The sequence below is a fragment of the Rhizobium johnstonii 3841 genome, assembly GCF_000009265.1.
In the GTDB taxonomy this organism is placed as follows: Bacteria; Pseudomonadota; Alphaproteobacteria; order Rhizobiales; family Rhizobiaceae; genus Rhizobium; species Rhizobium acaciae.
In genome coordinates, this window is record NC_008380.1 from 3,675,600 (window position 1) to 3,695,636 (window position 20,037).

Consider the following 20,037-nt stretch of genomic DNA (forward strand, 5'->3'; position numbering starts at 1 on the left):
GATGACGTTCGACTTTTCGCCCTTCCTGCCCTGGTCGATTCTGGCTGCATTGGCTGTCGTCAGTGCCATCGTCGCCGCCTTCGCGATCTGGCGCGGCATTCGCGGCGCCTGGATCAGAACGCTGGCAGCACTCGCCATGCTGACCGCGCTTGCCAATCCTGTGCTGCTGCAGGAAGATCGGGATCAGTTGTCGACGATCGTTCCCGTTCTTGTCGATCGAAGCCAGAGCCAGCAGACGCCCGATCGCGTCAAGATGACCGACGATGCGCTTGCAACCTTGAAGGGGCAGCTCGCGCGTTTCCCCCAGATAGAGCCCCGCTTCGTCGATGTCGAAGGAGACGTCAATTCCGACGTGCCGTCCACGCGTCTGTTCGACGCGCTGTCGGCCAACATTGCCGATGTCCCGCCCGCCCGTATCGGCGGCGCCATCATGCTGACCGACGGTGAAGTCCATGATGTTCCGGGCGCCAATCAGGCGCTCGGTTTCGACGCGCCGATCCATGGCCTCGTAACCGGCAAGGCCAACGAATTCGATCGCCGCATCGAAGTCATCAAGGGACCACGTTTCGGCATCGTCAACGAAGAGCAGCAGGTGATCTTGCGCGTCTTCGACGACGGCCCGAGCCCCGGCGGCACGGCCGATGTCACGGTGAAGCTGAATGGTGACGAGATCGCCACCCTGCAGGCGACACCCGGGCAGGATACGCCGTTCTCCTTCAAGGTGCCGGGTGGCGGCAGCAATGTGCTCGAATTCTCGGTCGCAGCACTTCCCGGCGAAGTCACCACCGCCAACAACCGCGCCGTCCATGTCATCGACGGCATCCGCCAGAATCTCCGCGTCCTGCTCGTCTCCGGCGAGCCGCATGCCGGCGAGCGCGCCTGGCGCAACCTGCTGAAATCCGATGCCTCGGTCGATCTCGTCCACTTCACCATCCTGCGTCCGCCGGAAAAGCAGGACGGCACGCCGATCAACGAGCTGTCGCTGATCGCCTTCCCGACGCGCGAGCTCTTCGTCGACAAGATCAAGGATTTCGACCTGATCATCTTCGATCGCTACCAGCACCGCGGCGTGCTGCCGCTGCTCTATTACGATTACATCGCCCAATATGTCGACAACGGCGGCGCGCTGCTGATCGCCGCCGGTCCAGAGCATGCCGGCCCCGATTCCATTGCGCTGACGCCGCTTTCCTCGGTCCTGCCCGCAACGCCCACCGGAGAGATGATCGAGAAGGCCTTTTATCCCCGCCTCTCCGAGGAAGGCCGCAAACATCCGGTCACGCGCGGCCTGGACGGTTCGGGCGAGGACCCGCCGCATTGGGGCCGCTGGTTCCGCAGCGTCGATGTCGACCGGCCGCAGGGCGAGACGATCATGCTCGGCGCCGACAACCACCCGCTGCTGGTGCTGAACCGCGCCGGTCAGGGCCGCGTCGCCATGCTGCTTTCCGATCAGGGCTGGCTCTGGGCGCGCGGCTTCGAAGGCGGCGGTCCGAACGTTTCGCTCTATCGCCGTATCGCCCATTGGCTGATGAAGGAGCCGGCGCTCGAGGAAGAAGCGCTGACGGCGCGCGCCTCCGGCCGGACCCTTGAAGTCACCCGCCAGACGATCGGCGACAATCCCGGCAATGCCACCGTGCGTTATCCCTCCGGCAAGACCGAAACGCTGCCGCTCACGCAGTCCGAACCGGGGCTCTACAAGGCCGAGAAGAGGATGGACGAAATCGGCCTCTTCGAAGTCCGCAACGGCAGGCTGTCGACGCTTGTCCATATCGGCGCCGTCGACGCACCGGAATTCAAGGCGATGATCTCGACGACCGATGTGCTGCAGCCGGTCGCCGATAGAAGCAAGGGTCTCGTCGTCCGCGTCTCCAATGCAAATGGCGCGATCTCCGTGCCGCCGATCCTGCCGGTGCGCGGCCAGGTCCGCGTCTCCGACAACGATCGCATGATGATCCGCATGACCAACGAGACGGTCTTGAAGGGCATCAACACGCTGCCGCTCTTTGCCGGTTTCGCCGGCGTCGGCATCCTGCTGCTCGCCTTCGGCGCCATGTGGTGGCGCGAAGGGCGCTAATCTCATGCCGGAATTCGAGCTCACCGCCTCGCCCTCGCCGGAGGAACTGGCAGTGATCACCGATGCGCTCTCGGCCTTCAACAACGCCGATGTCGGCCCATCGGATCGCCGGCCGCTTGCGGTCCTCATCCGCGATACCGACGGCAAGGTGACGGGCGGTCTTTCAGGCTTCACCGCCTGGGGCTGGCTGTTCACCCAGATGCTCTATATTCCCGATACCCTGCGCGGCACCGGTATATCAGGCAATATCCTCGCAAAGGCGGAAGAAGAGGCGAAAGCCCGGGGTTGCCGCGGTGCCTGGATCGATACCTTCAACCCGCAGGCGCTGCGCGCCTATCTCAGTCAGGGCTATGAAGTCTTCGGCGAGCTTGAGGATTTCCCGGAAGGCCGCACGCGGAGCTTTCTCAGAAAGAATCTCTGATTATCCGTGCCAGTGGATTGTGCCCTTCAGCCGCTCATGCACGCCCTCGGCGATCGGAACGACGAGCACGCGGCCGGGGTCGACCGGGCCTGGAAAGGAAAGCGCGTTGTAGGCGACCTTCTCGAAGCCGAGCGGGCCGTAATAGGGCGGGTCGCCGACGAGGATGACTGCTTCCGAGCCCTTGCGTCTTGCCGCTTCAACCGCAATCCGCACCAGTTCCCGGCCGATGCCCTTGTTCTTATGGGAGGGGCGAACGGCGAGCGGGCCGAGCAGATGACCCTTCACCGTGCCGGCCAGCACCGGCGTCATGCGCACGGAAGCGATCGTCTCACCATTATCGGTGCAGATGAAGGAAAGCGACAGATCATGCGGCCCCTGCTCACGGATGCGCGCGGCAGCGCGCGTGAAACGGCCGGGACCGAAGGCTTCTTCGTTGATGTGTTCGATGGCGGCGTCATGAGACGCGTCTTCAGTGAGGTAGACGAGATCGTGCTTGTACATGATGACAGAAACCGGATGGACAGATTGATGGGTCTCGAACACGCATTGGGCGTTCGGGAGCATCAGCGTCGTCGCGGGTTTCTGGAAATGAACATCAGGCAGGGGTCCAAAAATCGTGAAAAGGCCGATAGCAGGAAAAATTTCCGCCGTCCAACGTAAAATGCAAGACCACAGCGCCGCGCATCTTTTCGAGAGCTACAAGGGCCGCTGCAACACTGAATTATGCGGTGCCCGAACGATGTGACGCACTGTTCAATCTTTGCCGCCTGTAAAGCCCTGCCATCTGCGATATCTTCCCAACACGCAATCAAGGGAATGAAGATCATGGGAATGCTAGTGGACGGCGTCTGGCATGACGCCTGGTACGACACGAAGGAGAGCAAGGGCCATTTCAAGCGGCAGCCCTCGCAGTTCCGCAACTGGGTGACATCTGACGGTGGGGCCGGCCCTTCCGGCAGCGGCGGCTTCAAGGCCGAGGCCGGACGTTACCATCTCTATGTCTCGCTCGCCTGCCCCTGGGCGCACCGCACGCTGATCTTCCGCAAGCTGAAGAAGCTCGAAGAGCTGATCTCGGTTTCCGTCGTCGATCCGCTAATGCTCGAGAACGGCTGGGAGTTCAAGGTCGGCGACGGCGCCACCGGCGACCACCTTTTCGGCGCGTCCGCGCTTTGGCAGGTCTATGTCAGGGCCGATCCACACTATTCCGGCCGCGTCACCGTTCCCGTGCTCTGGGACAAGAAGACCGGTACGATCGTCAACAACGAATCCGCCGAGATCATCCGCATGTTCAACGGTGCCTTCGACGGGCTGACCGGCTCGACAGCCGATTTCTATCCCGAGGACCTTCGCTCCGAAATCGATGCGCTGAACGCCACCGTCTACGACACCGTCAACAACGGCGTCTACAAGGCGGGCTTTGCCACCACCCAGGAAGCCTATGCCGAAAACGTCGGCACATTGTTCGAAACACTCGACTTGCTCGATGAACGCCTCGGCAAGGGCCGTTACCTCTTCGGCGACCGTCAGACCGAGGCCGACTGGCGCCTGTTCACCACGCTGGTGCGCTTCGACGCCGTCTATGTCGGCCATTTCAAGTGCAACATCCGCCGCATCGCCGATTACCGCAACCTGCCCGGCTATCTCAGGGACCTCTACCAGACGGCAGGCGTGGCCGAGACGGTAAACCTGCACCACATCAAGCAGCATTATTACCGCAGCCACAAGACGATCAATCCGACCGGCATCGTTCCCGTCGGCCCGGCGCTCGATCTCGACAGCCCGCATGGCCGCGCCAGGCTAAATGCCGCCTGATATTTCTTACCAGCGGTGATCGGGCTCCTGCTCGCCGCGAAGCTCTGCGAGACGACGGTGTGTCGCCTTGGTCGTGCCCTCGGGCAAGTTGTCGAGGGAAAAGAAGCCGCTGTCGGATATCTCCCAGTCCGGCGGCCGCGGCGCCGTCTGCTCGACGGTCGCGCGGTAGAAGACGACATGGTCGCGCCGCGTGGTCGTGGTATTGAAGTAGACTTGGATCAACTGCGGCTTGCCGATGATCCTGAGGTTGCCCTCCTCGCGCAATTCCTTGACAAGCGCTTCCTCGACCGTCTCGTTGCGCTCCAGGCCGCCACCCGGCATATGCCAGCCGCCGACATAGCTGTGGCGCACGAGAAAGATGCGTCCGTCTGCATCGAAACAGGCGGCACGCACGCCCATGGTCATGCTGCGGACGAAACTGAAATAGACATGCAGCAGGCGCAACGCCAGCCTCATGTAGAGGGGCCGGTTCTCTTTATCCACCATCGCTCCGTTTCAGCTCTTCATCGCGCCCGATGTGTTTGATTTGTCAATAAGCTGGTCTATGTCTCGTAACATGTTCAAGCTCGCGCATATCTCCGACGTCCACCTCGGGCCGTTGCCCAGTCTTTCCATTCAGGAGCTGTTTTCAAAACGCATAACCGGCTTTGTGAACTGGCATCGAAATCGACGCAAGCATCTTTTCGGCAGCACATTGGATCTGCTGCTCGACGACATCCGCGCCCATCAGGCCGATCACGTGGCCGTCACCGGCGACCTCGTCAATCTGGCGAGCGGCATTGAAATTCGCGCCGCCGCCGCCTGGCTGCGCGCGCTCGGCGATCCCGCGGACACGTCGGTCGTTCCCGGCAATCACGATGCCTATGTGCCCGGCTCCTACGAGAAGTCGATGCGCGCCTGGTACGATTATGTCCGCGGCGATCTCGCTCCGCCGCAATGGCCGGAGAACCGCCATATATTTCCCTACCTGCGCGTTCGCGGCAAAGTCGCGATTGTCGGCTGTTCGACGGCGGTCGCCACCCCTCCTTTCGCCGCCTCTGGCTTTTTCGGCGCACGACAGGCCCGCGATACCGTCAACATACTGCGTGCGGCTGGCGAAGCCGGTCTCTTCCGCGTCGTCATGATCCATCACCCGCCGATCCGCGGCGCCACGGCCTTCTACAAACGGATGATCGGCATCCGCCGCTTCGCCGCCGTGATTTCGACGGGCGGTGCCGAACTCGTGCTGCACGGCCATACGCACCTGAACACGCTTCATTGGCTGCGCGGCCAGATGCAGCCGGTGCCGGTCGTCGGCATTGCCTCTGCCTCGCAGGGACCGGGCAGCATCAAGCCGCCCGCCGCCTACAACCTCTTCTCCATCGATGGCTCTCCCGGCGCCTGGGAGCTCAGGGGCGAGCGCTTCAGCCTCAACAGGGCCGGCGACGCGGTGATGCCGGAAAGCGCCGATATTTTCGCGCCTTAGCGCTGGTTCCTAGCTCTTTTTGTGCAACACTTGAATCGATCTGCGAGGACATCAGTCCACCGTCGCAACATTTGCCACAGAGGTTGCTTACCCTCTTGGTATTTTTAGTGGTAAGCGTACAATCCGAGCAACTGCATTGCCTGAGAACGGAGCGCGCCGATGACTTCTTCTTTCCGCCACCTGTCCAGACTTTCGCTCGCCGCCGGCTTTGCCTTCGGCATCGCCACGGCCGCTTTCGCGGCCGGCGACAGCAACGATGACACCAATCCGCCGCCGAAGACCCAGACGACCAAGACCTGCACCGGCGGCAAGGTCTGGGACAAGGCCAAGAAGGAATGTGTCAACCCGAAGAAGAGCAGCTTCAACGACGACGATCTCTATCAGTTCGCCCGCGAATTTGCCTATGCCGGCCAGTATGACAACGCCATCACCGTGCTCAATCTCGCTCGCAACCAGAACGACCCGCGCGTCCTGAACTATCTCGGCTACGCCAACCGCAAGGCCGGCCGCATGGAGCTCGGCATGTCCTACTACCGCAAGGCGTTGCAGGCGGATGAGAATTATATCCTCGCCCGCTCCTATATGGGCATGGCGCTGGTGGAACAGGGAGACATCCAGGGCGCTCGCGTCCAGCTTGTCGAAATCCGTGATCGCGGCGGCGAAGGCACCTGGGCCTATCGCTCCCTGCTGCAAAGCTTGAACGGCTACAAGACATATTGACGCAAGCTTTGCAGGCCACAATACGAAAATCCCTTGGGAAAGAGGGATGAAGACGACGACCGGATGCTTGCGAAGTGCAGGAGACTTGTTTCATAAAGCACATGCATCGACGGCGTCGATAAAGTCGGTTTCGCGCCCGACGGCGAACCCTTCGTCCGCGAAACCATTGTGAATGCTTCTTGGATAGACAATGCGTCAGCCCGCAACGACCATCGATCTCCGGCGTGATCTCGTCGGCCTCCTGCCCCGCCTTCGCCGCTTCGCGATCACGCTCGCGGGTGAGGTTGCCGTGGCCGATGAACTCGTTCAGGCCGTCTGTCAGCGCGCCATCTCCAAAGGTCATCAATGGAGCGGCGAAGGCCGGCTGGAAAGCTGGATCTACACGCTTGCCCGCCAGCAATGGGCCGACGACAACCGCAAGCGCAAGCCGAAGGCTTCCGTCCGCGGCAACGTCACCGATATTCGCGAGGCCGCGCGCGAACGCTCGGCCGCGGTCGATCCCGACACCATCCATCACATGATTTCCGATATGCCGGATGGCGTTTCCAGCATGTTTCTGCTGGTCGACGTCGAAGGCCACAGCTACCAGCAGGCAGCCGACATTATGGGCATTCCGGTGGCAAACGTCGTCTCGCAGCTCGCAACCGCGAGGCTGCATTTCGCCGGGCTTGCCGGCACCCACCCGATCCACAGGTTCTGAATTTGCTCGATCTTAGGAAATTGCCGCTCGAAGCCCAGCTCACCGCCCTTCTCGACGGCGAAGTCTCGCCTGAACAGCGGCACGAACTGGAGCAGCGTCTGGCAAGCGAAGAGAATGCGCGCCGGCTGCATGAGAAGCTGCGCCACGGGGCTGATTTCGGCCGCCGCCGCCTCGACGATATCCTGAAGGAGCCGGTGCCGCTTGCCCTCGTCCGCTCGATCAAGAGCACGCAGCCGCCGAAAACGCCGATCGCCCAGCGCGCCACGCGCCCGCAAGTGAAACTGGCGCCGAGCGGCCCGCAGGCACTGGCCGCCGCCCTCATCCTCTTTGTCGTCGGTTGTGGTATAGGCTATTTCGTCGGCACCGCGCCGGATGCCGACGAGATTGCCAGCACGGCGACCACCAATACGGCACCGGCCAATACCAGCGACTGGCTGGGCGATGTCACCGCCTATCAACGCCTGCTGATCCGCCAGCCCCGTCATCTCGTCGAAGTGCCCGCCTCGCAGGCAGAGGAAATCTCCAGCTGGCTGACGACGGCGATCGGCGTGCCCTTCCGCGTGCCTGATCTGAGTGCCGAAGCCTGGACCTTCCAGGGCGCGCGCGTCATCCTTGGCGATAGCCGCCCCGTCGGACAGCTCGTCTATTCTAATTCCGATGGCGACATCATCTCAATTTGTTTCCGCAAGGACGCGCAGCCGCCGGAGACCGACGACTTCAAGGAAACGATCAAGGACGAGATCGGCCTCGTGACCTGGCACAATGCCGGCACCTCCTATGTGCTTGCCGGCCCCTCCGCCGAAGCAACGCTCGGCCAGCTCGCCATGGAGATCGCCGCCGCGATCTGATTGCCGAGCATGATGCCGAGCGGTATCGCACGACATCGTGCGTCGCCTTCTTTGATTTAAGGCACCAGCACCACCTTGCCGACCGCCCGCCGCCCTTCGATGGCGCGATGCGCTTCCGCCGCTTGATGCAGTGGGAAACGACCGCCGTCGAAAACCGTCAGGGCGCCCGCCGCGGCAAGCTCGAAGAGTTCGGCAAGATCCTCCCGCACCCCCTGAGGCGTCACCAGCGGCAACAGCGAAAATCCCTTGATTGACTGATTGTCATCAAGCATGTGCTCGACATCGGCCGCCTGAAGCCCGAACCGCCCCATCGCCGCCAGCACCAATTCGCCGCAAGGCGCCAGCGCATCGAGCGCCGCCCTGGAAAACGCGCCGCCGACGGTTTCATAGATGATATCCGCGCCGAGCCCTCCGGTCAGCCTTTTGACGTGCCCCTGCCAGCCAGGCGCCGTATAATCGGCTGCATGATCAGCGCCGAGAGACAGGGAAAGCGCCCTCTTCTCGTTGCTGCTCGCCGCCGCGATCACCATCTTGGCCCCGTCACGTCTCGCGAGCTGCACCAGCAGCGACCCGACACCGCCCGCTGCCGCACTCACGAGAACATTCTTGCCTTTCGCGGGACTGCGGCGCAGCAGATGCAACGCCGTCAGCCCTTGCACCATCAGCCCGGCAGCCGCCTCGAAAGAAACCGCATCCGGCAGCTGCATCACCGGCCCGCTGTCGACCGCGACGAATTCGGCATAGCCGCCCGAACCGCGCCCGATCGCAAAGAGAGGAACGGCAACCCTCATGCCAATGAGCGAGCGGTCGGCACCAGGCCCTGCTCGCTCGATCGTACCCGCGACCTCGACACCGGGAGACATCGGCAGATCGGGCGTTACGGCGTAACGGTCGGCCCGCATCAACACCTCGAAGAAGTTGACACCCGCCGCATGGACGCGGACGAGAACCTCACCCGGCCCCGGCTCGGGGACCGGCAGTTCTACGACCTCGAGAACACCGGGCGAACCGAAGCGAGTGAATTGGACGGCTTTCATGGCAGATGAACCTCACGTCTGATTGGCGTGGGGCAGGTTTAGCAATAGACTATCAGATAAAAATACACACTCTTTCGTGCCATACCCACCAGGAGGTGACCATGGCTGAGCCGATGAAAAGACTCCCCGAGCTGCCGGTCGAGCGTGCGCTGAAGGTGATCTCAGGACGCTGGAAGCCCGTCATCCTCTATTACGTCTTCTCCGGTCCGAAGCGTCTGTCGGAGTTGAAGCGGATGATGCCCGTCATTACCCAGAAGGTGCTGATCCAGCAGCTGCGCGAGATGGAGGAGCACGGGCTGGTCGCCCGCCAGATCTTCGCCGAAGTCCCCGCACGCGTCGAATACAGCGCGACCGAACTCGGCCTCGGCCTCGAACCGGTGCTGCTGGCGCTCTGCCAATGGGGCCAGCGCCACGCAGAGGCGCGCAACGAAGCCGGCGAGATTGCCGACTGCATCGTCAGGCCGCGCCGCGCCACAGCGCCGCGCGTCTTTTCAGACGCGCAAAGGACGCTGTAACACTTTGAATTTCTTCATAATTTTACCATTAAATCGATTCCGACTTAAGGAATTATGCAGTAGTGCGGTGGCGGCCTGAGGCCTTCCGAAATCAAGCCTTGCCGGCCTTCACGTCGAGCACCCGGTTAGCGGCCGAGACGATCGCTTCCAGCGATGCCGCGACGATGTTGGTATTGATGCCGGCCCCGAAGAGTTTGCCGCCGGGATAGGAGGTCTCGACATAGGAGATCGCCGCCGCGTTCGAGCCATGCTGGAGCGAATGCTCGGAATAGTCCTCGACCGACATCTCGATGCCGAGATAATGCGACAGCGCATTGATGAAGCCGTCGATCGGGCCGTTGCCGCGCCCTTCGATGCGCTTGATCTCTCCATTGTCGGTAATCTCGGCTGCGACGATCCGCTGACCCTTGTGCTCAGTGTCGGGATAGGTGTGATGGTCGACGAAGCGCAGGCGCCCTTCCGGCTGTGTCACGTAGCGCTCGATGAAGCGGTCGTAAATGCGCCGGGACGGAAGCTCCTTGCCCTCTACGTCGGTGATGCGCTGGATATCCTCGCGGAATTCCACCTGCAGGTTACGCGGCAGGTTCAGCCCGTAATCCTGCTGCAGAATATAAGCGATGCCGCCCTTGCCGGACTGCGAGTTGATGCGGATGATCGCCTCGTAGGAACGACCGACATCGCGCGGATCGATCGGCAGGTACGGCACCTCCCAGACCGGGTGGTTGGCGACCTGTGCTGCCTTCATGCCCTTGTTGATCGCATCCTGATGCGAGCCGGAGAAGGCGGTATAGACCAGCTCGCCGACATAGGGATGACGCTCGCCGATCGCCATCTGGTTCGAATATTCGAACACTTCCTTGATGCGCTCGATATTCGAGCAGTCGATCTCGGGATCGACGCCTTGCGTGAACATGTTCAGCGCCATCGTCACCATGTCGACATTGCCGGTACGCTCGCCATTGCCGAACAGCGTGCCTTCGACGCGGTCGGCGCCTGCCAGCAGTGCCAGTTCGGCAGCGGCAATGCCGGTGCCGCGGTCGTTATGCGGATGCAGCGAAACGATCAGGTTCTCGCGATTGTCGAGGTTGCGGCACATCCATTCGATCTGGTCGGCATAGACGTTCGGCGTCGCCATCTCGACGGTGGACGGCAGGTTGATGATCAGCTTGTTGTCGGGCGTCGGCTTGACGACCTCGATGACGGCATTGCAGATCTCCAGCGCCACATCGAGTTCCGTACCGGTAAAGCTCTCCGGGGAATATTCGAAGCGGTAACCGCCGCCGGCCTTCGTGGCCATATCGGTGATCATCTTGGCGGCATCGACGGCGATCTGCTTGATGCCCTGCACATCCTTGGCGAAGACGACGCGGCGCTGCAACTCGCTGGTCGAGTTGTAGAAGTGCACGATCGGCCGGTTTGCGCCTTCCAGCGCTTCGAAGGTGCGGGTGATGAGTTCCGGGCGGCACTGCACCAGCACCTGCAGGGAGACGTCGTCGGGCACATTGCCCTCCTCCACGCACCAGCGGGCAAAGTCGAAATCGGTCTGCGAAGCCGAGGGGAAACCGATCTCGATTTCCTTGAAGCCCATCTCGATCAGCAGGTGGAACATGCGCGCCTTGCGATCATGGCCCATCGGGTCGACAAGCGCCTGGTTGCCGTCGCGCAGGTCGACCGAGCACCAGACCGGTGCCTTGGTAATGGTCTTCGTCGGCCATGTGCGGTCGGGAATGTTCACCTGCGGATAGGCCCGGTATTTCACTGCGGCGTCGGGCATGCCTTTTGCGGGACTCATCTCGCTCTTGGAGGCCATCTTATCTCGGGGGGATTGCGTCTTCGCGTCCATCGTATCGTCTCCTCGTCCCGGCATTTGCCCGCTCTTAGCCGATCACGTCGGGCTTGGCGATAAACAAATGCGGACCTTGTCGGTCGTTAGGTCAATTTTGAAAGTGAGTCGCGAGGAGCGATGGCCGGGCGGGCTTTCGGCCGCCGGGCGCTCCTCAAAGGACCCGGCAACCGCGCGTAAGGCCGAGGAGAAGAAGCGAGGTCAGGGCGCGCGTATTGTCACGCAAGGCGATGCGGCCGCGTGCAATCGTGTCAGAAATTCTGGCGCCAGTGGTCTTCATGACCGCGCTTATAACCTCGGGCGGTGACGCTGGCAAGTCCTTGCCCGGCTTTTGGTCGTCGCCAACGGTCGACGAACTGCCAGCCTATTGCTGGCAGAGTTGCCTGAAAGCGCCAGGATCCGGCATTTGGAGAGCAGAACGACCTTCCGTCACCTCGACTGAGCCCGGTCTTTCCAAATCTTCACCAACCGCGACAGCGCCAGCATCAGCCCACCCGCGATCAAGCCCCAGAAGGCGCCGGAAATACCGCCGAAGGAAACGCCGGAGGCGGTGACGAGGAAGGTGATTGCCGCCGCCTCACGTGAGTCCGGCGCCTGGAAGGCCGACATCGCCGAGGACGAGAAGGCGCCGACCAGCGCCAGGCCCGCCACCGCCTCGATCAGGATGGAGGGCGCAAGGGCGACGAAGGCCGTCACCGCGCCGGCGAGCAGCCCGAGGATGATGTAGCCGACGCCGGCGATCAGGGACGCCCAATAGCGCCGCTTCGGATCGGCATGGGCATCCTGCCCGGCGCACATCGCCGCGGTGATGGCCGCCAGATTGACCGCGTGGCCGCCGAACGGCGCCGAGAGCAGCGAGAAGAAGCCGGTGACGGCAAAGAGCGGACCGGGCTTTGGATCGTAGTGATTGACCTTCAGCACTGCGATACCGGGAATGTTCTGCGAGGCCATGGTGACGATGAAGAGCGGCAACGCGATCGAGATGAGGCCGGCAAGATTGAACACCGGGCGGACGATCTCCGCCGTCGGCACCAGTGATTGTTCCAGCGAACCCAGCGCACCGTCAGGGATATCGACGCCGAAGGCGAGCACCAGCACGAAAGCCGCGAGTGCTGCCGGCACCGCCCAAAGCCGCTTGAAGGCGCCGACGACGATCCAGGCAACGACGATCGGCAGGCCGAACATCGGATTGAAGCCGATCGCCTTGACCGGCGCGAAGCAGAGGCCGATCAGCACGCCGGCGAGCATCGCATTGGCGAGTGGTGCCGGAATGGCGGCAACCGCTCGCCCGAGCGGCTTGAACAGTCCCGCAACGATAATCAGCGCAGCACAGATCAGGAATGCCCCGACCGCAGCATTGAAGCCGCCCTCGATTGCCCCGGTGCTTGCCAGCAGTGCGGCACCCGGTGTCGACCAGGCGATGCTGACCGGCAATCGGGTCACAGCACTCAGCACGATCGCGCAGACGCCCATGGAAATCGACAATGCCATCAGCCCGGAAGCCGCCTGTACATCAGTGGCGCCGACCGCCTGCAGCCCGTGCAGCACAACGGCGAAGGAACTGGCGGAACCGACGAAGGCGGTCAGCAGCCCCATGAACAGGGCTTGAACGGAAAAATCTTTGAGCATGGCGGGACTCGAGCTGCGCGAATGGCGCATGGAGCCTGATGGTTGTCCCAGACGCAAGTCCGGATTCATTGCTTTCCGTTCAGACCTTGCCGCTGGAAGACCAACTCCGTTCAAGCACTATCCGAAAGCAGAACGCCCTCACCTGCGATCGGCAGGCAAGGGCGGTTCTTGGCAGCTTTGGCTGATGAAACTTAGATATCGGCCTGCGACGTCACGATCCGTGAAACGAGGCCATAGTCCTTCGCCTCTTCAGCCGAAAGCCAGTAGTCGCGATCCGTATCCTTGTCGATCTTGTCGAGCGGCTGGCCGGTGGCCGCTGCCATGATCCTGTTCAGGCGCTCGTTCATCTTGATGATCTCGCGCGCCTGGATTTCGATGTCCGATGCCATGCCGCGCGTGCCGCCGGAGGGTTGATGCAGCAGGAAGCGCGTGTTCGGCAGGCACAGGCGCCGCTCCTTCGGCGTGGCGACATAGATCAGCGCGCCGGCGGAGGCGACCCAACCGGTGCCGATCATCCAGACCTTCGGCTTGATGAACTTGATCATGTCATGGATGGAATCGCCGGATTCGACGTGGCCGCCGGGCGAATTGACATAGATGCGGATGTCCTCGTCGCTGGCCGCGGCAAGCGCCACGAGCTGCGAGCAAACCTTCTGTGCCAATTCCTGATTGATCGGTCCGTAGATGAAGATCGAACGCGACTTGAAAAGATTCGCCTCCGTTTCCTTGCCGAGCGGCAGTTCCTTCGTCTTGTCGTCCTGGTCTTCGTCGTTCATTCGAACCTCTTGGAGATGAATTCGGGTTCCTCGCACATAGTGCGACTCAATGCCTAAAACAATGCGGGAAAAACACAAGGCACCGAAGCGATGGAGATATCCTTAAGAAGCCGCGCGCCGTTCTGCAAGCCTTACTGAATTGTAACGGCGAAAGGCTTTGAAAAGCCTAAATCGGTTCCTACCTCAGCCCTCACGCGGCAAACGCCGCATCAGATGATTAGGAGGCAGAACAATGTCACCCGAAGAACGCCAATTGCTGACCGCCCTCTTCGACCGCGTACGCACCGCCGCGGCCACACCGCGCGACCGCGACGCCGAAGCCCTGATCGATCAGGCGACGCGCGAACAGCCCTCCGCCACCTATTATCTGGCCCAGGCCGTCATCGTTCAGGAGAAGGGACTGGAGGCGGCTGCCAACCACATCAAGGAACTCGAAGAGCATGTCCGCCAGTTGGAAGCCGGCGAGAGTGAACACCGCCAGGCCGAACAGGGCGGCGGTTTCCTGAGCTCGATTTTCGGCAACACCCAGACGCAGCAGCCGGCCCCAGTTCCCTCCAATCCTGGCCCCTGGGGCCAGCAGTCCCGCGGTTATGACGATCCCCGTGGCTACGAGCGCGATGTCCGCCAGCCCCAGCAGCAGCCGACCGGCCCCTGGAGCCAGCAGGCCTATGCGCCGTCGGCCGGCGGCAGCTTCCTGCGCGGCGCGCTCGGCACGGCGGCGGGTGTTGCCGGTGGCATGCTGCTTGCCAATTCGCTGAGCGGTATCTTCGGCAACCACATGTCCTCGCTCGGCTGGGGCTCGCCCTTCGGCGCCAATCCTTTCGGCAATGCCAGCGCACCGACCGAGGAAACCGTCATCAACAATTACTACGGCAACGACGACACCCGCCAGGCCGCTGATACCGCGTCAGACGACAAGGACAACGACAATATCCAGCAGGCCGATTACGACGACGGCGACGATTCCACTGACGACTCGTCCGGCGACGACGTTACGGATGTGTGAGATCTAGCGGCCAAAGAGTGGGCGGCAGTTGGCTTTACATTGCCGCACCGTCGCCCGGCCCTTCGCTTGGGCTCAGGACGTTCGCTGCTGCAATCGATTGAGAGCAATTCCAGAAAAAGTGCCCAGCGGTTTTTCGTCCGGAATTGCGATGAAAGAAGGATCGATTGCTCGGGCTGCGCCCGAACGCAGCTCACCCACGGCCGCGATAGGTGGCAACGCCCTGTTCCGGCAGCCACACGCCTTCCGGCGGCTTGCCCGTCTGCCAGAAGACGTCGATCGGAATGCCGCCGCGCGGATACCAGTAGGCGCCGATCCTGAGCCATCTGGGATCGAGCAGCTCGACGATGCGCTTGGCGATGTAGATCGAGCAATCCTCGTGGAAAGCGCCGTGATTGCGGAAGGAATGCAGGAAGAGCTTCAGCGACTTCGATTCCACCAGCCATTCGCCCGGAATGTAGTCGATGACGATATGGGCGAAATCCGGTTGCCCGGTCATCGGGCAGAGCGAGGTGAATTCCGGCGCGGTGAAGCGCACGACGTAATCGGTGCCGGCATGGTTGGACGGCACTTTTTCAAGCACCGCCTCCTCCGGCGATTGCGCGGTTTCGGTCTGCTGACCCAGCATCGACAGGCTGGAAACATCGGTATTCGGCATCATGCCTCCTTGACGACTTTGACGCGGATGCCGTGAGCCTTTTCGCCCTCGGGTTCCACATGAATTGCGATAGTGGCGCCCTCGTGCACCGCCCTGATGGCATCCTCAAGGCGGTCGCATATATCATGCGCCTGCCGCACCGACATCCCGCCAGGCACCACCATGTGAAAATCGATGAAGGTGACGGTGCCCGCCCGCCTCGTTTTCAGGTCATGCACGCCGATCGAGCCCTCCGCGTGGGTGGCGATCGCCTGCTTGATCGCCTCCTCCTCCTGCGGTTCGACCGCCTGGTCCATCAGCCCGCCAATCGATTGCGAGATCACCCTCCAGCCCTGATAGAGGATGTTGACGGCAACGAGAATGGCAAGCACCGGGTCGAAGATCGCATAACCCGTTGCCAGCGCCAGCAGCAGGCCGACGAGCACGCCGACGGAGGTCACGACGTCGGACATGATATGTTGGCCATCCGCCGTCAGCGCTGCCGAGCGATGTCTGCGTCCAGTCCGGATCAGCAACCGCGCCCAGATCGCATTGATGACACCGGCCGCGAAGTTGATCGCAAGGCCGAGCACGGGTGCATCCAGCATGCGTGGCTCGGCGAGATAACCAACCGCCTCGTTGACGATCAGCAGGGCGGCGACGACGATCAGCACGCCCTCGGTGACGGCAGACAGATATTCCGCCTTGTGATGACCGAAGGGGTGGTCGTGATCGGCCGGCTTCTGCGCATAGCGAATGACGAAGAAGGCGATGAAGGCGGCAACGACGTTGACCGACGATTCGAGCCCGTCCGACAGCAGCGCCACCGACCCAGTGACCCACCAGGCCACCATCTTCAGTCCCATGACGCCGAGCGACAGCGGGATGCCCCACATCGCCAGCTTGCGGACCGTAAGATCGCCGTTATCACTCATATCGTTCCCCTGCGGTTGCGAATGAATTGCAGAATTCAAGCCGTTGAAACGCAAAACCGCCCACGCGAATGTCGCGCAGGCGGTTCAGTTGATGGTGATATGGGGGAAGACGGCGGATTTGTCAAAGGGCAATGAGGTTCCCCTTCCGCGTGCTCAAGGAGCAGACTCGGAGAGAATAGTCTGCGGCCAGCGCAAGAGTGCCGCCTGCCCGGCAGGCGTCAGGGCGTAGACGCCCTTCTCCTTGCGTTCGAACCATCCGTAGACGTTGTCGAGCAGGATTCGGCCGGCGTTGGGCACCTGAGCCTTCATATCCCGCGGCCGTTCGACCCCACGCTCGATTGCGGCGGCGCAGAGCAGCACCTGCTGACGATAGGCGGTCATGATTGGCGCCCGCGTGCTGCCGCCGACGGCGGGATCGCCGTGGCGGCGCTGATGCTCCTTGACGAGGCGCGTCCGCCGCTTGGGATTGGTGCGCGGCATCGGAGAGACGGAACTGACGATGATGCTGACCTCGCCGGCATCGGAGACACCGAGCATGCCGATGCCGAGCCTGCGGCAGAGATCGCGATAGCGTTTGTCGGTCTCCCGCCCTCGACCCTTGGCGGAGACGCGGGCCGCGATCCAGACCTCATCGCTCATCGCCGCGCGGTCGACCGCCTGGAGAAGCAGTTCGAGGTTGAAGGAGAGCTTGAGTTCGCAGACCACCACGACCGGCGGCTCGGCATCGCTGAGGCCCACGAGATCGCACCCGCCGACCTCACCCTTCACGACATAACCCGCCGCCTCCAGGAAAGCTTTGACCGGCAGGTAGAGCGATGTCTCCATATTGAAAACCGCGCCTCAGGCGGCGTTGAGATCGGCAATCTCGCCATATCGTGCAAGCAATCGCGGCGACGACATATCCCCGGTTTCCTCATCGACGATCACGGCATAAGCCGCCACGCCGACGAAACGCTCCGACATCGCCGAGGCGATTTTCTCCGCGCTGACGGAGTTCGATGCCTGGCGCATTTCACCGGGGACGAGATTGCCGCGGTTCTTGCGATAGGGAAGAACGATGAACTTTTCAGCATTGGCCACGTCGAATATCCCGATTGATCGTTCCCGAAATGTTCTGATTTGTCTGAAGAAGTCAACCGGCCTTTCGAAAACGGCCTGCCCCTCCCCACAGTTGGGGAAAGGGCAGGCCGAATAACCGTCGAAATCCTCAGGCAGCTTTCGTCTTCACCTTGCGCGCCAGATGCGCCACGACATTTTCGATCATCCGCATCCCGGCATCGCCGCCGAGCGTCATGATCGACTCCGGATGGAACTGCACCGCGGCGATCGGTTCCTTGGCGTGTTCGATACCCATGATCGTGCCGTCGTCGCTTTCCGCCGTGATGATGAACTCACGCGGCAGCGTCGAGGGATCGGCGAAGATCGAGTGGTAGCGGCCGACCGTCACCTCCTTGGCAAGGCCGGAGAAGACGATGCCAGGCTCCAGCACGCGGATGCGCGAGGGCTTGCCGTGCATCGGCAGCGCCAGATGGCGCAGTTCCCCGCCATAGGCTTCGGCGAGCGCCTGCAGTCCAAGGCAGACGCCGAAGATCGGCAGGTTGCGCGCCCGCGCCTTCTTGATCGTCGCCTTGCAGTCGAAATCCTTCGGCGTTCCGGGTCCGGGCGACAGCACGACAAGATCCGGGTTCAGCCGGTCGAAGATTTCCTCCGGCACCGGCGTGCGCACGGTCGAAACCGTCGCCCCTGTCTGGCGGAAGTAATTGGCGAGCGTGTGGACGAAGCTGTCCTCGTGATCGACGAGCAAGATGCTGACGCCCTTGCCGACGCTTGCGACGTCGCGCTGGACCCTGCCGGAATTGCCCGTCTTGGCGTCTCGGATGGCGGAAAGCATGGCAGAGGCCTTCAGTTCTGTTTCGGCTTCTTCTTCGTCAGGAATGGAATCGTTGAGCAGCGTCGCGCCGGCGCGCACCTCGGCGATACCATCCTTGATGCGCACGGTGCGCAGCGTCAGGCCAGTGTTCATGTCGCCGTTGAAGCCGACCATGCCGATCGCCCCACCATACCATGCGCGTGGGCTCTTTTCATGGCTCTCGATGAAACGCATCGCCCAGAGCTTCGGGGCGCCGGTGACGGTGACGGCCCAGGCGTGGCTGAGGAAACCGTCGAAAGCGTCCATGTCGTCGCGCAGCCGCCCTTCGATATGGTCGACCGTGTGGATGAGGCGCGAATACATCTCGATCTGCCGGCGGCCGATCACCTTGACCGAACCCGGCTCGCAGACCCGGCTTTTGTCGTTGCGGTCGACATCCGAGCACATGGTGAGCTCGGACTCGTCCTTCTTGGAATTCAACAGCTTCAGGATCTGCTCGCTGTCGGCGATCGGGTCGTCGCCGCGCTTGATCGTGCCCGAAATCGGGCAGGTCTCGATGCGACGGCCGGAAACGCGCACGAACATTTCGGGCGAGGCGCCGACCAGATATTCCTGATGGCCGAGATTGATGAAGAAGGAATAAGGCGACGGATTGATCGCCTTCAGCCGCTTTGAAATGTCGGACGGCTTGCTGTCGCAGCGCTCCATGAATTTCTGCCCGGGCACGACTTCGAAAAGGTCGCCCTTGCGGAAACTTTCCTTTGCCTTGGTGACGAGCTCGGCATATTCGCCCGGCCGGTGATCGCTCTTCGGCGGAATAGCATCGGTGCGTACGAACGGCTCGGCAGCGATATCGCCCGCTTTGCCCTCGGTCGTCACGCCGTCTTTTTCGAAGTCGTAACGGTCGACCCAAGCCTTGGCGGCGTAATTGTCGACGACGAGGATCTCGTCCGGCAGGTAGAGCACCATGTCGCGCTGGTCGGAGGGTCGCGTCAGCTTCAGATCGATCGCGTCGAACTGGAAGGCGATGTCGTATCCAAAGGCGCCGTAGAACCCGAGGCTCGCATCCGCCTGCGAATAAAACAGGTCGGTGACGGCGCGCAGCACGGTGAAGACCGTCGGCATCTTCGAGCGTTCTTCCTCGGTGAACACCCGGTCCGGCGTCTTGACGGCGAGGTCGAGGCGGCGGGCCGAGGAAGCGCCGAGCACGATGTCGGACACTGTCTTCAGCCGTTCGGTCACGAAGCCGAGGATCACCTCGCCGCGTTCATTATAGGCCTCGATCCAGACGTCGCGCCCAAAGGAAGAGATGCCGAGCGGCGGATCGACGACAGCGGTATCCCAGCGCGTATAGCGGCCCGGATATTCGTAGTTCGACGAAAACACTGCGCCACGGCGCTCGTCGAGCTTGTCAACATAGGAAGAGACCGCATCGCCGTAGGGGATCGCCCGCCGCTGCCGCGTGACTGATATGCCGCCCTTGGTCTCGTAGATTTCCGCACCATCATCCCGCAGGATCGTTACCATTGTTCCACTCCGTTATCGGGGCCCGGACGACAGGCGGCCATAAACAAAAAAAGCCGCCTCGAAGTTTCGGGCGGCTCACTCGTCGTCTTTGGACACGATTGGTCGAGGCCGCCTTAGCGAACCCACCACCAAACAGCAATGTTCAATGACTTGATCATGAGAAAATTGTTAGCCTGAGATCAGCCATTGCGCAAGAGGCGATTGTGGGAATGAAAAAGGGCGACCCGA

20 protein-coding genes are annotated in these 20,037 nt (G+C 62.1%); 9 read left to right on the top strand and 11 right to left on the bottom strand.

What is annotated here, in order from left to right; genetic code table 11:
* The first annotated feature begins 1 nt into the window (after position 1).
* Both RL_RS18035 and RL_RS18040 read left to right on the top strand, forming a co-directional pair.
* Positions 2-2,071 (top strand): membrane protein, encoded by a 2,070-nt coding sequence (locus RL_RS18035; RefSeq protein ID WP_011652978.1) that lies wholly within the window; start codon positions 2-4, stop codon positions 2,069-2,071.
* A 4-nt stretch (positions 2,072-2,075) separates the two neighbouring features.
* Positions 2,076-2,492: a GNAT family N-acetyltransferase gene (locus tag RL_RS18040; protein ID WP_041936411.1), complete on the top strand. Its 417-nt coding sequence runs from the start codon at positions 2,076-2,078 to the stop codon at positions 2,490-2,492.
* Here the strand turns inward: RL_RS18040 and RL_RS18045 are convergent, their stop codons facing one another.
* Positions 2,493-3,056, bottom strand: a complete 564-nt coding sequence (locus tag RL_RS18045; protein WP_086935558.1) for a GNAT family N-acetyltransferase — start codon at positions 3,054-3,056, stop codon at positions 2,493-2,495. It lies immediately after the preceding gene.
* A 261-nt stretch (positions 3,057-3,317) separates the two neighbouring features.
* On the opposite strand from RL_RS18045, the gene RL_RS18050 reads away from it, so the two are divergent.
* Positions 3,318-4,304 carry a glutathione S-transferase family protein gene (locus tag RL_RS18050; RefSeq protein ID WP_028740747.1) on the top strand — a complete coding sequence of 329 codons (987 nt, stop codon included), beginning with the start codon at positions 3,318-3,320 and terminating at the stop codon, positions 4,302-4,304.
* A 6-nt stretch (positions 4,305-4,310) separates the two neighbouring features.
* Here the strand turns inward: RL_RS18050 and RL_RS18055 are convergent, their stop codons facing one another.
* The gene (locus RL_RS18055) at positions 4,311-4,790 is read right to left on the bottom strand and encodes an NUDIX domain-containing protein (RefSeq protein ID WP_026159971.1); all 480 of its coding nucleotides are present in this window, start codon (positions 4,788-4,790) and stop codon (positions 4,311-4,313) included.
* A gap of 70 nt (positions 4,791-4,860) precedes the next feature.
* Between RL_RS18055 and RL_RS18060 the strand changes: the two genes are divergently transcribed.
* From RL_RS18060 to RL_RS18075, 4 genes are all read left to right on the top strand, one after another.
* Positions 4,861-5,769, top strand: a complete 909-nt coding sequence (locus RL_RS18060; protein WP_032992396.1) for a metallophosphoesterase family protein — start codon at positions 4,861-4,863, stop codon at positions 5,767-5,769.
* 159 nt (positions 5,770-5,928) lie between these two features.
* Positions 5,929-6,489 carry a tetratricopeptide repeat protein gene (locus RL_RS18065; RefSeq protein ID WP_011652984.1) on the top strand — a complete coding sequence of 187 codons (561 nt, stop codon included), beginning with the start codon at positions 5,929-5,931 and terminating at the stop codon, positions 6,487-6,489.
* A gap of 190 nt (positions 6,490-6,679) precedes the next feature.
* Complete coding sequence (locus RL_RS18070; RefSeq protein WP_011652985.1) at positions 6,680-7,189, top strand: RNA polymerase sigma factor; 510 nt, start codon at positions 6,680-6,682, stop codon at positions 7,187-7,189.
* Between the two features lie 2 nt (positions 7,190-7,191).
* Positions 7,192-8,037: an anti-sigma factor family protein gene (locus RL_RS18075; RefSeq protein WP_011652986.1), complete on the top strand. Its 846-nt coding sequence runs from the start codon at positions 7,192-7,194 to the stop codon at positions 8,035-8,037.
* A gap of 56 nt (positions 8,038-8,093) precedes the next feature.
* Here the strand turns inward: RL_RS18075 and RL_RS18080 are convergent, their stop codons facing one another.
* Complete coding sequence (locus RL_RS18080; protein ID WP_011652987.1) at positions 8,094-9,074, bottom strand: quinone oxidoreductase family protein; 981 nt, start codon at positions 9,072-9,074, stop codon at positions 8,094-8,096.
* A 5-nt stretch (positions 9,075-9,079) separates the two neighbouring features.
* Between RL_RS18080 and RL_RS18085 the strand changes: the two genes are divergently transcribed.
* The gene (locus tag RL_RS18085; RefSeq protein ID WP_011652988.1) at positions 9,080-9,589 is read left to right on the top strand and encodes a winged helix-turn-helix transcriptional regulator; all 510 of its coding nucleotides are present in this window, start codon (positions 9,080-9,082) and stop codon (positions 9,587-9,589) included.
* Positions 9,590-9,680: 91 nt separating this feature from the next.
* Here the strand turns inward: RL_RS18085 and leuA are convergent, their stop codons facing one another.
* The 3 genes from leuA to RL_RS18100 form a co-directional block, all read right to left on the bottom strand.
* Positions 9,681-11,432 (bottom strand): 2-isopropylmalate synthase, encoded by a 1,752-nt coding sequence (gene leuA, locus RL_RS18090; RefSeq protein WP_027664091.1) that lies wholly within the window; start codon positions 11,430-11,432, stop codon positions 9,681-9,683.
* A 429-nt stretch (positions 11,433-11,861) separates the two neighbouring features.
* Positions 11,862-13,091: a benzoate/H(+) symporter BenE family transporter gene (locus RL_RS18095; RefSeq protein ID WP_011652990.1), complete on the bottom strand. Its 1,230-nt coding sequence runs from the start codon at positions 13,089-13,091 to the stop codon at positions 11,862-11,864.
* Between the two features lie 161 nt (positions 13,092-13,252).
* Positions 13,253-13,837: an ATP-dependent Clp protease proteolytic subunit gene (locus RL_RS18100; RefSeq protein ID WP_003541822.1), complete on the bottom strand. Its 585-nt coding sequence runs from the start codon at positions 13,835-13,837 to the stop codon at positions 13,253-13,255.
* Positions 13,838-14,069: 232 nt separating this feature from the next.
* Here RL_RS18100 and RL_RS18105 point away from each other — a divergent pair, with 232 nt between their 5' ends.
* Positions 14,070-14,843, top strand: coding sequence for a DUF2076 domain-containing protein (locus RL_RS18105; RefSeq protein WP_011652991.1), 774 nt, complete (start codon positions 14,070-14,072; stop codon positions 14,841-14,843).
* Positions 14,844-15,033: 190 nt separating this feature from the next.
* On the opposite strand, the gene queF is transcribed toward RL_RS18105, so the two are convergent.
* From queF to RL_RS18130, 5 genes are all read right to left on the bottom strand, one after another.
* Positions 15,034-15,498, bottom strand: coding sequence for a preQ(1) synthase (gene queF, locus RL_RS18110; RefSeq protein WP_003541825.1), 465 nt, complete (start codon positions 15,496-15,498; stop codon positions 15,034-15,036).
* Positions 15,498-16,412 carry a CDF family cation efflux transporter EmfA gene (emfA, locus tag RL_RS18115; protein ID WP_003541827.1) on the bottom strand — a complete coding sequence of 305 codons (915 nt, stop codon included), beginning with the start codon at positions 16,410-16,412 and terminating at the stop codon, positions 15,498-15,500. The genes queF and emfA overlap by 1 nt, the downstream gene beginning before the upstream one ends.
* Positions 16,413-16,565: 153 nt before the next feature.
* Positions 16,566-17,237 (bottom strand): DUF2161 domain-containing phosphodiesterase, encoded by a 672-nt coding sequence (locus RL_RS18120; RefSeq protein WP_011652993.1) that lies wholly within the window; start codon positions 17,235-17,237, stop codon positions 16,566-16,568.
* Between the two features lie 15 nt (positions 17,238-17,252).
* Positions 17,253-17,492: a hypothetical protein gene (locus RL_RS18125; RefSeq protein WP_003541831.1), complete on the bottom strand. Its 240-nt coding sequence runs from the start codon at positions 17,490-17,492 to the stop codon at positions 17,253-17,255.
* Positions 17,493-17,619: 127 nt separating this feature from the next.
* Positions 17,620-19,809, bottom strand: a complete 2,190-nt coding sequence (locus RL_RS18130; protein ID WP_011652994.1) for an anthranilate synthase — start codon at positions 19,807-19,809, stop codon at positions 17,620-17,622.
* Positions 19,810-20,037: the final 228 nt, after the last annotated feature.

Coding starts and splice junctions, on each gene's coding strand:
- RL_RS18130 (WP_011652994.1), bottom strand. CDS start 19,809: ATGGTAACGATCCTGCGGGATGATGGTGCGGAAATCTACGAGACCAAG.
- RL_RS18085 (WP_011652988.1), top strand. CDS start 9,080: ATGAACCTCACGTCTGATTGGCGTGGGGCAGGTTTAGCAATAGACTAT.
- RL_RS18040 (WP_041936411.1), top strand. CDS start 2,076: ATGCCGGAATTCGAGCTCACCGCCTCGCCCTCGCCGGAGGAACTGGCA.
- RL_RS18080 (WP_011652987.1), bottom strand. CDS start 9,074: ATGAAAGCCGTCCAATTCACTCGCTTCGGTTCGCCCGGTGTTCTCGAG.
- RL_RS18055 (WP_026159971.1), bottom strand. CDS start 4,790: ATGGTGGATAAAGAGAACCGGCCCCTCTACATGAGGCTGGCGTTGCGC.
- RL_RS18065 (WP_011652984.1), top strand. CDS start 5,929: ATGACTTCTTCTTTCCGCCACCTGTCCAGACTTTCGCTCGCCGCCGGC.
- RL_RS18050 (WP_028740747.1), top strand. CDS start 3,318: ATGGGAATGCTAGTGGACGGCGTCTGGCATGACGCCTGGTACGACACG.
- emfA (WP_003541827.1), bottom strand. CDS start 16,412: ATGAGTGATAACGGCGATCTTACGGTCCGCAAGCTGGCGATGTGGGGC.
- RL_RS18120 (WP_011652993.1), bottom strand. CDS start 17,237: ATGGAGACATCGCTCTACCTGCCGGTCAAAGCTTTCCTGGAGGCGGCG.
- RL_RS18100 (WP_003541822.1), bottom strand. CDS start 13,837: ATGAACGACGAAGACCAGGACGACAAGACGAAGGAACTGCCGCTCGGC.
- RL_RS18060 (WP_032992396.1), top strand. CDS start 4,861: ATGTTCAAGCTCGCGCATATCTCCGACGTCCACCTCGGGCCGTTGCCC.
- queF (WP_003541825.1), bottom strand. CDS start 15,498: ATGCCGAATACCGATGTTTCCAGCCTGTCGATGCTGGGTCAGCAGACC.
- RL_RS18035 (WP_011652978.1), top strand. CDS start 2: ATGACGTTCGACTTTTCGCCCTTCCTGCCCTGGTCGATTCTGGCTGCA.
- leuA (WP_027664091.1), bottom strand. CDS start 11,432: ATGGACGCGAAGACGCAATCCCCCCGAGATAAGATGGCCTCCAAGAGC.
- RL_RS18070 (WP_011652985.1), top strand. CDS start 6,680: ATGCGTCAGCCCGCAACGACCATCGATCTCCGGCGTGATCTCGTCGGC.
- RL_RS18105 (WP_011652991.1), top strand. CDS start 14,070: ATGTCACCCGAAGAACGCCAATTGCTGACCGCCCTCTTCGACCGCGTA.
- RL_RS18095 (WP_011652990.1), bottom strand. CDS start 13,091: ATGCGCCATTCGCGCAGCTCGAGTCCCGCCATGCTCAAAGATTTTTCC.
- RL_RS18045 (WP_086935558.1), bottom strand. CDS start 3,056: ATGCTCCCGAACGCCCAATGCGTGTTCGAGACCCATCAATCTGTCCAT.